This window comes from Zobellia uliginosa (assembly GCF_900156625.1).
In the GTDB taxonomy this organism is placed as follows: domain Bacteria; phylum Bacteroidota; class Bacteroidia; order Flavobacteriales; family Flavobacteriaceae; genus Zobellia; species Zobellia uliginosa.
Genome location: NZ_FTOB01000002.1, coordinates 220,194 through 233,282 on the forward strand (window position 1 = coordinate 220,194; position 13,089 = coordinate 233,282).

At 44.3% G+C, this 13,089-nt stretch carries 11 protein-coding genes; 8 read left to right on the forward strand and 3 right to left on the reverse strand.

What is annotated here, in order from left to right; translation table 11 throughout:
• Window positions 1-51: 51 nt before the first annotated feature.
• The 3 genes from BW980_RS05765 to BW980_RS05775 form a co-directional block, all read right to left on the reverse strand.
• Window positions 52-543: a hypothetical protein gene (locus BW980_RS05765; RefSeq protein WP_076454005.1), complete on the reverse strand. Its 492-nt coding sequence runs from the start codon at window positions 541-543 to the stop codon at window positions 52-54.
• Window positions 544-797: 254 nt separating this feature from the next.
• Window positions 798-3,305, reverse strand: a complete 2,508-nt coding sequence (locus BW980_RS05770) for a S8 family peptidase (RefSeq protein ID WP_076454006.1) — start codon at window positions 3,303-3,305, stop codon at window positions 798-800.
• A 6-nt stretch (window positions 3,306-3,311) separates the two neighbouring features.
• Window positions 3,312-4,289 (reverse strand): AAA family ATPase, encoded by a 978-nt coding sequence (locus tag BW980_RS05775; protein WP_076454007.1) that lies wholly within the window; start codon window positions 4,287-4,289, stop codon window positions 3,312-3,314.
• A 395-nt stretch (window positions 4,290-4,684) separates the two neighbouring features.
• On the opposite strand from BW980_RS05775, the gene BW980_RS05780 reads away from it, so the two are divergent.
• From BW980_RS05780 to BW980_RS05810, 8 genes are all read left to right on the forward strand, one after another.
• A complete protein-coding gene (locus tag BW980_RS05780) occupies window positions 4,685-6,139 on the forward strand; it encodes an NAD(P)/FAD-dependent oxidoreductase (protein WP_076454008.1) in 1,455 nt (484 codons plus the stop codon).
• A 39-nt stretch (window positions 6,140-6,178) separates the two neighbouring features.
• Entirely contained in the window at window positions 6,179-6,313 is a 135-nt protein-coding gene (locus tag BW980_RS22915) for a hypothetical protein (RefSeq protein ID WP_262507920.1), read from the forward strand.
• A gap of 2 nt (window positions 6,314-6,315) precedes the next feature.
• Complete coding sequence (locus BW980_RS05785) at window positions 6,316-6,510, forward strand: DUF6132 family protein (RefSeq protein ID WP_245799968.1); 195 nt, start codon at window positions 6,316-6,318, stop codon at window positions 6,508-6,510.
• Window positions 6,511-6,667: 157 nt separating this feature from the next.
• On the forward strand, window positions 6,668-7,969 hold the full coding sequence (locus tag BW980_RS05790) for a TolC family protein (RefSeq protein WP_076454010.1): 1,302 nt from the start codon (window positions 6,668-6,670) through the stop codon (window positions 7,967-7,969).
• A gap of 43 nt (window positions 7,970-8,012) precedes the next feature.
• Window positions 8,013-9,095 carry an efflux RND transporter periplasmic adaptor subunit gene (locus BW980_RS05795; RefSeq protein ID WP_076454681.1) on the forward strand — a complete coding sequence of 361 codons (1,083 nt, stop codon included), beginning with the start codon at window positions 8,013-8,015 and terminating at the stop codon, window positions 9,093-9,095.
• A gap of 138 nt (window positions 9,096-9,233) precedes the next feature.
• Window positions 9,234-12,470 carry an efflux RND transporter permease subunit gene (locus BW980_RS05800; RefSeq protein ID WP_076454011.1) on the forward strand — a complete coding sequence of 1,079 codons (3,237 nt, stop codon included), beginning with the start codon at window positions 9,234-9,236 and terminating at the stop codon, window positions 12,468-12,470.
• An 11-nt stretch (window positions 12,471-12,481) separates the two neighbouring features.
• Window positions 12,482-12,787 carry a hypothetical protein gene (locus BW980_RS05805; RefSeq protein WP_076454012.1) on the forward strand — a complete coding sequence of 102 codons (306 nt, stop codon included), beginning with the start codon at window positions 12,482-12,484 and terminating at the stop codon, window positions 12,785-12,787.
• Between the two features lie 18 nt (window positions 12,788-12,805).
• Window positions 12,806-13,012, forward strand: a complete 207-nt coding sequence (locus BW980_RS05810) for a YgaP family membrane protein (protein WP_076454013.1) — start codon at window positions 12,806-12,808, stop codon at window positions 13,010-13,012.
• Window positions 13,013-13,089: the final 77 nt, after the last annotated feature.

Genomic DNA, 13,089 nt, shown 5'->3' on the forward strand with positions numbered 1-13,089 from the left:
TTTTGATCATTGCGAGCTCGTGCAATGGTTACTTTTGTTACCGGTAATTATTTATTCGATTATCATTCCGCAATAGTAATTATTCAGTTTGGATAAAATTGTTTTTCCGTATCTAAAAAACTTTAAACATTCATTTTTGTTCATTTTTTCAGTTCCGGCATAACAGAGAGAAATAAATCCTATTTTTTTATCAATCATAATAGCTGTTCTTGAAATCAGTTTTTTAGCAACTTGGTCAGCTCTCCACTTGTCTAATTCAATTATCAGTATTTCATTATTTTTTTCTCCAAAAATATCTATTGCATCTCGTGCTTCACTCACTTGGAATTCAGTTCTCCATTTAAAATCAGAATGATATTCTTTAAGGTGCTCTAAAATATAGTTCTGTAAATTTTGAACTTTTACTTTTTGTTCGGATTGTTTTAATTTAGTTAAGCCTTTTACATAAAGTTCACAATTCAAATTGTTTAAAGAATTAACAATTTGTTCAAACCAATTATCCTCTGATAAATAATCAGTTTTTTCCTTAACTTGAATTTTCATTAATCTTTTTTCGTTTAGCTGGTTTTGGGTGAACCTTGATTACAACAGAACAGCCGTACATATCTCCCAATTTCTAGGTATATATACAGTTGTATTTGGGTGCTTTTTCTGTATTATAACGCTGTGTTTGGGTTCAATATTTTGTTGCTGCCCTGATCGTGAGTATGAGGATTGGGGTAGTAGGTGAACGGTACGGGCGAGACGCTCGCGCTAGTGGGGATACAATTTACAAATGAGGTATAGCAGGCATTATGTTATACCTCTATCGGAATTAATGTTCTGATAGGAGTATAAATATCTACATGAATTTCTGGTGCTTCAATTGTAACAATTAAACTATATCTAACAGTAGAATCATACATTTCAAGTTTTTTCCTCGTTCTATACCAGCCAGAAACAGGATATACAGCTATCTGATTTCTTGTAGCTAGATCTGCCCCAGATCCAATCCAAAAATCACGGTGTATTGACCCTCTATTTCTCTGCTGAGACCCGAGAAACCACTTTTCACCACCACCTGATTTATATTCACTCTGCTCTTCTTCATTCCTAGCATTTTTATTTATTCTTTTATGAAATGTCTCAGGGTCTTCCTCTCGCTTAATTACATTAAAACGTAAGCCATGTGATTGATAGCTAAACTTGTTACTGTATTTTCGGCTTCCTGGGTTTGGTTCTATAAAATAAGAAAGGGTAATGTTCAATTTTACATCTGTTTCGCTAAGAACGTCTTGAAGAACTTCAACAGGCCATGGAAGTTCGAAATAATGAATGTCCTTAAATTTAACATTGCCATCTTTTTTGTAAGGCGTTATTTCTTCTTCGGCAATTAATGTCAATGAATTTTTTGCACTATAGAGAGCTTTTTCTAGGTTTGGAACGCCATAACCAAAAGAACGCAATAAGTTTCTCTTCTCTACTTTATTAAAAGATCTTACATCTTGGATATTTTTACCGCCTAACATAGTTTGTGTCCAGTCAGCGGAATGTATCATTAATCCTCTAATTGTTTCTGGCCATAAATCAGGGTACTCGTTTTTTAGTTGAGCAGCAAAACGTGAAGCCAACGCAGTTGCTGCACTGGTGTCTCCAAATGTTTGTAGTAACGTTGTGCGATAATCTTTATTGGTGGTTAAGAGTTGTAATGAAGAAGGAGCATCGATATCACCTCTTTGGTTAATTAAATTACCTCCTTCCATAACAATGTCTGGCTTTATGGGCCAATCATTTTCCCATATAATTGACGTAGAATTAGCAGGCGACATTCCTCCTCTTTCTGCCAGCAATTTTGAATCTGGAAACTCATCATTGTTCACTGTGTCCATTTCTGTATATGCACCTACAGTTACCGCATTAAATGCTTGAGCAGGATCATGGACTGATTCATAAATGTTTTTATCTGGAAATTCATCGGGCTTTTCAATAACAATGTTACCTCCAGAAACAAAGAACAGTTGCTTTTCTAGGATTTCATCTTCATTGCCGAATGTTATTTTGTCAATAGCAGCAGACCAAGATGAAGGACGACCATAATACGCTTGATTTTTATCTGTTACCGCCATACAGTAGATACGTGGTCGAAAAGGAGCCACAATAATAGGTGAACTAGCTGCATCAATAGTAACAGAGCCATAAAGTTCAGGGTCGTGAGGGTCTCGTTTATTAATTATTTTGACAGATTCTAATTGATGAAAAATTTGAATATTGCTTATTGAGGACATTACAGTTGCAAGGTCACCATATAAGGCAAGACCAGCCATGCCCGTGCCGTGTCCACCTTGAATTTCACTACCGCTGTCATGGATTCCCCAGCTATCAGGTTTATAACTAAAGAGATTACTATTGGGGATAAATTCTCTCAGTAATGGATGTTGATTATTAACCCCTGAGTCTAATATACAAACAGCGATGCTATTTTCATCTGTATGGTTTTCAATTCTGCTTAGAAGTTCATTTACAGCATCTTCTTTTTCAAATAAATTTAAGTTGATAAAGAAGTCAGCCGTTTCTTTTGGTTTTCTTAATTCGGCTAGATTATCTAATAAAAAAAGGGATTGTGATAGTTGTCGAGGAGAAGCCTTTACTAATTTAATAAAGTGTTCAGGGAAGATTAACTCTTGATTTGAAATTTGAGCATCAACCGCTTCTAATTGCTTAATGATTTTATTATATTCAGAAGTTGTGTCAACGCCTCTTTTCCTTCTAAACCAAACTTCCCACCAAACCACTTCATGTTCTTCCGGAAACGGAATTTCCTTAGGTTCTGTCCAAAACTCACGTAATGTCGCAAGTTTTATAGCTGACAAATTACTAACTAATTTAGCGTGACTTGGTTTTTCAGTTGTTGATAGAATATACTCATTCACTCTTGATAAGAAGTGGGAAATTCCCCCTTCAGTTAACATTACTAAAACCCTGAATCTTTCCTTTTCTTGTACCTTTTCAAGTTTTATACTTAATAACTGATATTTAGCATTTTCAGCATTACTATGAAGGCTTTCAAAAGCCGGCTCAATATCAAAATCAGAAATAAATTCTACATAAATGACATTATCTCTCTCAATTCCTTCGGGGGTAGATTGTCCCTTATTATACGCAAATTGATTTCTAATTTGCTCTAAGTGACTTTTTATTTTGTTTCCGTGCTGTATTCTGTTTCTTGAAATTGGAGCATCTGGGTAGAATGACCTTGGACTAGTGTAGTTTTCAGTCCTTGAATAGCCTTCAATTTTTATATGTCGCAGTGGGTTTTGGTTAGCCATCAAAGATTATTGTTTTCGCTTATCGAGAGAAGTCAAAAGAGACGATACGGCAATTTTACTTTTACCCATAATTATCATTTCCTTTATAGCTTCTTCGCAAGCTCCAACAATATCAGAGTAGCTCAACCCAATGGCTTCTTTTGCAATTTTGTCAAGAGAAGTTCTTGTTGATAGTGAAAAACCAGATAGATTTTTTTTCAACACTTTTTTTATTTCTCCGACTTCTGGTAATGGGTATCTAATTATATCATCAAATCTTCTGAACAGTGCTTTGTCTAATAATTCTGGTAAGTTAGTCGCGGCAATTATAATGCTATTAGACTGATCTTTTTCGATGTTAATCAGAAAACTATTTAAAACTCTTTTAATTTCTCCTACATCCTGTCCCTGATCACGCTGTGCTCCAATCGAATCAAATTCGTCAAACAAATAAACCCCTCTGTAATCTTCCATCGCATCAAATATCATTCTCAGTTTGGCAATTGATTCCCCCATAAACTTAGACATAAGGCCATCTAATCGAATTATAAAAACTGGAAGACCTAATTCTCCTGCCAAAGCTTGAGCGGTCATTGTTTTTCCACATCCTGGCAATCCGGTCAATAATAATTTTCTTTTTGGGCTCAGGTTATGCTGTCTTAGAAGATCTATCTTTCTTTGTTCTTGAATAACACGATTCAAAGATTCACGTACTTGCTTATCTAAAACCATATCATTGAGCTTGATCTTGGGTTGAAATACCTCAATGAGTTCATTTAATTCTCTTTTTGGTTTAGAGATAGAAATGGTTCTAGCTTTATCTGAAAAAGAATTGGAACGTTCTTTTTTTGCTCGCTCAATTAGATTTTTAAGTTCTTGAGCAAAAGTAGTATGCCCCTTTCTAGCTTCAGAGGCTGCAATTTGCATAGCAGTAGCAAAGAATCGAGGTTCATCCCCATCCCCAAAAGATTTGATTAAACTTTTTATTTGTTCTGCTGCTGCCATTTATTGCAAAGTTATTCTATTTTGCAAGATTTGTAAGTTACAATTTGTTTTTTTATCCGTGCGGTTAATTAAACACAGCAACCGCATAAGCGTACCCCTATACCTATATATTTTCAGACCTAAAAATAATCTAGGTACCCAAATCCACCCGCAATATAAAAAATCCCCCAATTTTCTTAAACAAAAGTGTAACCCAGACCTGATCTATAGTCTTTATAATTCTTTTTTCACTCTAAGTTTCTTATCCGTCCCGGGCCTGCGTTTTCTGTAACAATAGTTGCTGTGGGGGCTGGGACGAATCCTGAAATTTACGGTATCGGAGTTACGGATTCCCGCCACAGCAAATAAATACCGTGTTGTATCGTGGAACCGACTTGATCTTAAATCCAAACAAAATGGCTAAAATAGTTATACTCGGTGCAGGTATCGCCGGTCACGTAGCGGCGGCACACCTGCGAAGGAAACTACCCAAGGAACATGAGGTCTTGGTGGTTTCCCCAAACGGAAACTACCAATGGATACCCTCCAATATCTGGGTAGGCGTCGGGCGTATGCAAGCGAAAGACATCCTCTTTCCCTTGGGGCCCCTGTACCAAAAAAAGGGCATCACGTTTAAAAGGGCCAAGGTTACTACCTTTCATCCCGAGGGCGATGCCGAAACCCCAAAACCCTATGTAAACATCGAATATGTGACGGGAGCCCCTAAGGGCCAGACCGAAAAGCTCACCTACGACTACCTGATCAATGCCACGGGCCCCAAACTGGCCTTCGATATGACCGAGGGGCTTAACCCGGGTACCAACAAGGCCTATTCGGTCTGTACTTATACCCATGCCGAACATGCCTGGCAGGCCCTTGACACCTTGATCCAAGAAATGAAACAGGGCAAAAAGGCCAAAATATTGATAGGAACGGGCCACGCCAAATCCACTTGCCAAGGGGCCGCCTTTGAATACATCCTCAATGTAGAAAAAGAACTACGCCGGCACAAGGTAAGGGACAAGGCCGAAATTACATGGATTTCAAACGAATACCAGCTGGGCGATTTTGGTATGGACGGCGTTTTGCTGAGCTACGGAAGCAATATTATGAAGTCCAGCGAATTGGTCGAAATGGTCTTTGAAGACCGCGGTATCAAATGGATCCTGGGCGCGGGGGTACATAAAATTGAAGACGGGGTGGCCCACTACGAAAACTTGGAGGGCGAGCAAAAATCGGAGTCCTATGATTTTGCTATGTTGATTCCCGCTTTCTCGGGGTATGGCTTCAAGGCCTATGATAAGGCCCATACCGATATTACCGATAAGCTCTTTAAGGGCTTTATGATTGTCGATGCCGATTACACCCCCAAGCCCTACGAGGAGTGGAGTGTACAAGATTGGCCCGAAACCTATCAGAACCCTTCGTACAAAAACATCTTCGCACCGGGCATTGCCTTTGCGCCGCCCCATGCGATTTCCAGACCCAGGACGAGCAAGAACGGTACGTCCATTTCACCGGCACCGCCACGTACGGGAATGCCCTCGGGCATTACGGCCAAGTTGGTCGCCGATAACATTATAGACCTTATTAAAGGGGGAAAGGAACTCAAGCACAAAGGCTCCATGGGCAACATGGGGGCGGCCTGTATCGCTTCCGCGGGTTATGGGATGACCGAAGGAAGTGGAATCAGTATTACCACCTATCCCATTGTTCCCGATTTTGAAAAATACCCCGATACCCACGGGAGAAAATTGGGCAAGACCTTTGGTGAAATCGGACTTGCGGGGCATTGGCTAAAACTGGCCTTGCATTACGCCTTTATCTACAAGGCCAAGATGAAACCCTTTTGGTGGCTCATTCCCGAGTAGGAGGGAGGCAGTGTACCGTAAACCGTAAAAACGCAAAAGATGAAAAGAATATCAAGATCTAAACGATTTGTAATGCGCAACCCCATCATCCAGTTCTTTAAGTTCATTTGGTTGAGCCTAAAAATATTGGTGGTAGTGGCCGGAGGCCACGGGGGAACGCGAAAAACAACATGAACATGACACGAAAACTGATTTTGTTTACGGTCCTGGGCATTGCTGTGGGGGCAATGGCCGGTTACCTGTACTATTCGTGCATAGGTTGTGTTTCGGGCACTTGTGCCATTACCTCGAACCCTCTGAACAGTACCTTGTACGGGGCCTTTATGGGAGGTTTGCTGGTCAATACCTTTGTCAGGCCCCCTAAAAAATAGGTGGTTGTTAATTTGGTTGTTTTAGGAAGGCACCCCGGTAAACGGGGTGTCTTTTTTTATGGGCGATACCGAAACCCGGACGGCTTTTTTTGAATGGTAACAATGGTTACTGTGGAGGGCGGAAGCCGGGCGTAATTTTGTGGAAAATACATGAACGATGAAGTATATTTTCTTGATATTGATTTTGTTGGCGACTTCCTTTTCTGCGGAAGCACAGGAAACGCAATTGATAACAAAGGCGGAAGTCATGGCCAGGGTAAGCGAAAACAACAACAGCCTAAAAATGGCCGAGCAGGAGGTGGAGGCCGCCTTGGGCGATTACAGGCAGACCAATGCCGTTCTCTTGCCCAACATAGGGGTTTCGCATACGGGCATTGCCACTACCAACCCCTTAATGGCCTTCGGTTCCAAATTGAACCAATCCATTTTAACGGCGGCCGATTTTAACCCGGATCTTTTGAACGATCCCCGTCAGATCGAGGATTATGCCACCCGTGTTGAGGTGCAACAACCCTTGTTGAATTTCGACGGTATTTTTCAACGTAAGGCGGCCAAGGCCAAGTACCGGGCGACCCAGTTTCAATCGGAACGTACCCAGGAATACATCGTACTGGAACTCGACAAGGCCTATATGCAGCTCCAGTTGGCCTACAAAACGGTGGAGGTGCTCGAAAAGGCCAAGGCGGCGGCCCTGGAAAACAAGCGTATAGCCGACAACAGCTTTAAGCAGGGCTATTTGCAGAAATCCGATGTATTGGCCGTGGAAGTCCGCGTAGGCGAGATAGAGAACCAGTTGCAATACGCACAGAGCCATATAAAGAACGCCTCGGACTATCTGTCGGTCTTAATGAACGATACCACCTATGCCATCTTACGCCCCGCAGATTCGCTAAGCCTAAGGGTTAGCGATCTGGAACGTCCGGCATTTTCGGAAAGCAGGGCCGACATACAGGCGATGGCGTCGGCGAGCAAGGCCTACGAGCAGATGCACAAGGCCGATAAGATGAGTTTCTTGCCGCGCTTGAACGCCTTTGGCACCTATGAACTCCACGACGATGAAATTTTCAAGGGGGCCTCCAACGGTTATTTGTTCGGGGCCGAGTTGAAATGGAACATTCTGGAAGGAAGCAAGCGTTTCGGGAAGGCCCAGAAGAGCAAGGCGGAATACGAAAAATCAAAATTACAATTAGAGCAATATACAGCTGAAAGTCAGGTAGAGCTGAATAGGGCCATACGTTCGCTCCAAGATGCCAAGAACAACTTGGAGCTTACGGCCCTTGCCTTGGAACAATCGAAAGAATCGTTGCGCATACGTACCAACCGCTTTCAACAGGGCTTGGAGAAAACCACGGACCTATTGATGGCCGAGACCCAATACGCCCAAAAGCAATTGGAATATTACAGTACCATTTTTCAGCACAATTACGCCTTGGCCTATGTGCAATTCTTGACCAAGTAACACCCTACGATAAATGTTTTACCCAGTATTTAATTCTAAGATGATGAAAAACAGAAACTACATAATAGCCGCAGTACTCACCTTTAGCCTGGCTTTGGCGAGCTGTGGGGATAAAGAAACGAAGGCCCTGGCCGACAACACGCCGGCCGTTCCGGTACAGGTACGATCGGTAGCCGAAAACACGGAAGATTCCTTTGTAACGGCCAGTGGAAAGATAGAGGCGGCCAAGAGCGCCAATATCAGCACCCGTATGATGGGCTATGTAGACAAGATCTACGTGAAGGTGGGCGATAAGGTTAAAAACGGACAGCTTTTGTTGAGCGTGAACAATGCCGATGTTTCGGCCAAACTGGCCCAAGTGAATGCGGGCATTGCCGAGGCCGAGGCGGCCTTTGCCAATGCGGAGAAAGATTACCAACGCTTTACGAACCTGTTCAAGGAGAACAGTGCCTCGCAAAAGGAGCTGGACGATATCACCGCCCATTACAACATGGCCAAGGCACGATTGGAAAGTGCCAAACAAATGAAGAACGGGGTAAACGCCCAAATGGGCTATGCCAATATACGTGCCCCTTTTAGCGGGGTCGTTACCAACAAGTTTATAAGTGCGGGCGATATGGCGAATCCGGGTATGCCCTTGTTGGAAGTGGAATCGCCGGGGCAATACCAAGTATTGGCCATGGTGCCCGAATCGGAGATTTTAGAGATCCGTCCCGATACCGAGGTAAGCGTACGCTTAAAGTCCTTGGGACAATCGGTTAAGGGCAAGGTGGTAGAGGTCAGCACCTCGGCCAAGAATACCGGGGGGCAGTACCTGGTAAAGGTGATACTCGAGCCGGCCGATGTGCCCATACTATCGGGGATGTACGCTACGGTACAGTTTCCGGTAGAGCGTAGGGCAAATGCAGCGGCGGTAATGGTACCCAAGGAGGCCTTGGTAGAACGGGGGCAGCTGACCGGTATCTATACCCTGGGCCAGAGCAATACGGCCTTGTTGCGCTGGTTGCGCCTCGGAAGAAGCTACGGGGATAAGGTGGAAGTATTATCAGGACTCTCACAGGACGAAAAATACATTGTTTCCTCAGAGGGAAAGTTGTTCAACGGGGCCAAGGTGAGTATACAGTAAAACAGAATAAAAGATAACGAGCGGTTGCGTTAGGGATTGCAACGGATACCCCACAGTGTTTTTGATCGGTCTTCGATCAAGAACACGAGGAGTAGGAGTGAAAAGCCCGCCCGAACGCCCAAAATAAGATAAATAGCGATGAAAGAAGGATTAGCAGGTAAAATTGCCAAAATGTTCATAGGCAGCAAGTTGACAGTACTGTTGATGATTGTGTTTATGGTCATTGGGGTGTACAGTTCGTTTTTGATTCCGAGGGAAGAGGAACCCCAGATAGACGTGCCTATGGCCGATATTTTTGTGGGCTACCCCGGGGCGAGTCCCACTGAGGTGGAAAGCCGGGTGACCAAGCCCTTGGAGAAACTGATCTCGAACATTAAGGGGGTAGAGTATGTGTATTCGACCTCGATGAAGGAACAGGGCATGGTGATCGTACAGTTTTACGTGGGCGAGGATATTGAACGCTCCTTCGTAAAACTCTACAACGAGATCAACAAGCATATGGATATTATGCCGCAAGGCGTAACCTTTCCGCTGGTAAAGACCCGGGCCATTGACGATGTGCCCATGTTGGGACTCACCCTGTGGAGCGAAAATTACGACGGTTACCAACTTAGCCAGATGGCGCAGGAACTGGAGAGCGAGATCAAGAAGGTGAACGATGTGGCCGTAACCCATAAAATCGGGAATCAAGACCGTCAATTGCGGGTGGTTTTAGACAAGGATAAACTGGCGGCCAGTGGATTGGACTTCTTATCGGTCTCTGAAATGATCAAGGCCAACAACGCCCAGTTGAGTTCGGGCAGTTTTGATAAGAACGATACCGAGTTTTTGGTGAATACCGGTAATTTTTTGGCATCGGTGGACGATGTGGAAAACTTGGTGGTGGGCGTACAGCAGAACCGCCCCATTTATTTGAAGCAGATCGCTAGTATTGTAGACGGACCTGAAATTCCACAGAGTTACGTGTCCCTCGGTTTTGGACAGGGAAGCGATAAGGTGGCGGATCATAGATCGGAGTACCCTGCGGTTACCATTTCGGTAGCAAAGCGAAAGGGGGCCGATGCCATGAAAATTGCCGATATCGTAATCGATAAGGTAGAGCACTTGCGGGCGGATTTGATTCCCGACGATGTTCATGTGGAAATTACCCGGAACTATGGTGAAACGGCTTCGCACAAGGTGTCGGAACTGTTGTTGCACCTTATCGGGTCTATCTTTGCCGTAACCCTAGTGGTGATGCTGGCCATGGGATGGCGAGGCGGACTGGTGGTGTTTTTATCGGTTCCGATAACCTTTGCCCTGACGCTGTTGAGCTATTACATGCTGGACTATACCCTGAACCGGATCACGCTTTTTGCCCTGGTCTTTGTTACGGGTATCGTGGTGGACGACTCCATCATCATCGCCGAGAACATGCACCGGCATTTTAAGATGAAGCGCCTGCCTTTTAAACAGGCGGCATTATACGCCATTAACGAGGTGGGGAACCCTACCATTTTGGCGACCTTTACCGTAATCGCCTCGGTATTGCCCATGGCCTTCGTATCGGGGTTAATGGGACCTTATATGGCACCGATGCCCATTGGGGCCTCTATCGCCATGATCCTATCCTTGTTCGTAGCCTTGACCATTACCCCGTATTTGGGCTATGTGTTCTTACGTGAAAAGGACAAGAAGAAAGGTGCGGAGGAGAAAAAGGAAAAGCCCTTGGAGGAAACTTTGATCTACAGGCTTTACAACAAATTTGAACGCCCCTTGATCGAAAGCAAGGGAAAACGTTGGATGTTTTTGGGCTTGACCTTCTTATTGCTCATGGCCTCCATGGCCTTGTTCTTTACGAAGTCCGTTGCCGTAAAAATGCTGCCCTTCGATAACAAGAACGAGTTTCAGGTGGTAATCGATATGCCCGAGGGTACGACCCTTGAGCGTACGGGAGTGGTAGCCCAGGAAATAGCACAGTACCTGTCTACCCGCCCCGAGGTGGTGAACTATCAAAATTACGTGGGTACCTCGGCACCCATAACCTTTAACGGCCTGGTACGCCATTACGACCTTCGCGGTGGTAGCAATATGGCCGATATTCAGGTGAACCTGATCGATAAGGGCGAACGTTCGGCCCAGAGCCACGATATCGCAAAACTGCTGCGCCCCGATATTCAAAAGATAGCGGCCAAGTACAATGCCAATGTAAAGTTGGTGGAAGTACCGCCCGGACCCCCAGTACTTTCTACGATCGTAGCCGAGGTCTACGGACCGGATTACGGGGAACAGATGCGGATCGCCAACAGCGTTCAGAATATCTTGAAGGCTACCGACGATGTTGTGGATGTCGATTGGATGGTGGAAGCCGACCAGACCGAATATCAATTCGAGATCGACAAGGAAAAGGCCATGCTCTACGGGGTGGCGCCCCAGCAAATTGCCTACACCATGAACATGGCCTTGTCGAACAGGGCCATTACCAACCTCTATGACGAGGACGCGAGTACGCAAATAGGACTGGTATTGGCTTTGGATGAAAAGGAGAAATCGACCATTTCGGATATTGCCCAATTAAAAGTGACCTCGAAACAGGGCAACATGGTTTCGATATCGGATTTGGTAGACATTAAGGAAACGACAAGTGCCAAGAGTATTTACCGTAAAAACCAAAAACGCGTGGTGTACGTACTGGCCGATATGGCCGGGGAATTGGAGAGTCCCGCCTACGCCATTCTGGGGATGGAGGAAAAGCTAAAGGAAATCGCCCTGCCCCAAGGGTATACCATTAACGAAATGTATTTGGGCCAGCCCGATTTTGAGGATGACTATACCGTAAAATGGGACGGTGAATGGCAGATTACCTTAGAGGTGTTCCGCGATTTGAGCATTGCCTTTATGGGGGCCATTATCTTGATCTACATCTTAATCGTAGGATGGTTCCAGAACTTTAAGGCCCCCGTGGTCATGATGGTGGCCATACCGCTGTCATTGATCGGTATTGTTTTGGGTCACTGGATCATGGGAGCCTTCTTTACCGCTACCTCTTTTATTGGTATGATCGCCTTGGCGGGTATTATGGTGCGTAACTCGGTATTGCTTATCGACTTTATCAACCTGCGTTTGGCGGAGGGCGTCCCCTTAAAGCAAGCGGCCATAGAAGCCGGTGCCGTACGTACCACCCCCATATTGTTGACCGCGGGAACCGTTGTGATCGGTGCCTTCGTGATCTTGTTCGACCCTATTTTTCAAGGTCTGGCGATTTCCTTGATGGGCGGAACCATCGTATCTACCGTACTCACCTTGTTGGTAGTGCCCTTGGTATATTTTATGATAGAGCGCAAGAACTATCCCGAAACGGGAAGTGAGGAAATAGCAAGTAAGATCGAAGACTAAAAAAAGAAAAAATGAAACTACTGATCGTAACCGTTGTAGAAGAATTCGAAAAGGAAATTCTGCGACTCTTTAAAAAAGCGAATATCGAGAATTATAGCGGCTCCGATATTGATGGATATAAAAATGGGGCCTCTATGCTGCGTACCGCAAGCTGGTTCCCCAGTGAAAAAGGGGGAGTGGAGTCGAGCATGTTCTTCTCCTTTACCGAGGAGGAAAAGATCGATGCCCTGTTCGAACTTATCGAAGCATTCAATCAAAACCTGGATACCAATAACCCCATAAAGGCGGTTGTGGTTCCTATTGAAAGATCTATTTAATCATTAAAACGTATCGCAATGTTAAACACATATTTTAGGGTAATTGTAGGGACCATGGTCTTGCTAAGTGTGGCCTTGGCCGTGTATGTAAATATCAACTGGTTATGGTTTACCGTTTTTATAGGGGTGAACATGATACAATCGGCCTTTACAAAGTGGTGCCTGCTAGAGGTTATACTCATGAAATTGGGCATCAAAAAAGAAGGAAAGGGTTGTAAGGTATAAGCACTTCCTAGTTTTGGCAGAGGCCAAAATAAACAAGTCCCGTCACACCTAGCGTATGACGGGACTTTTGGTTTGTG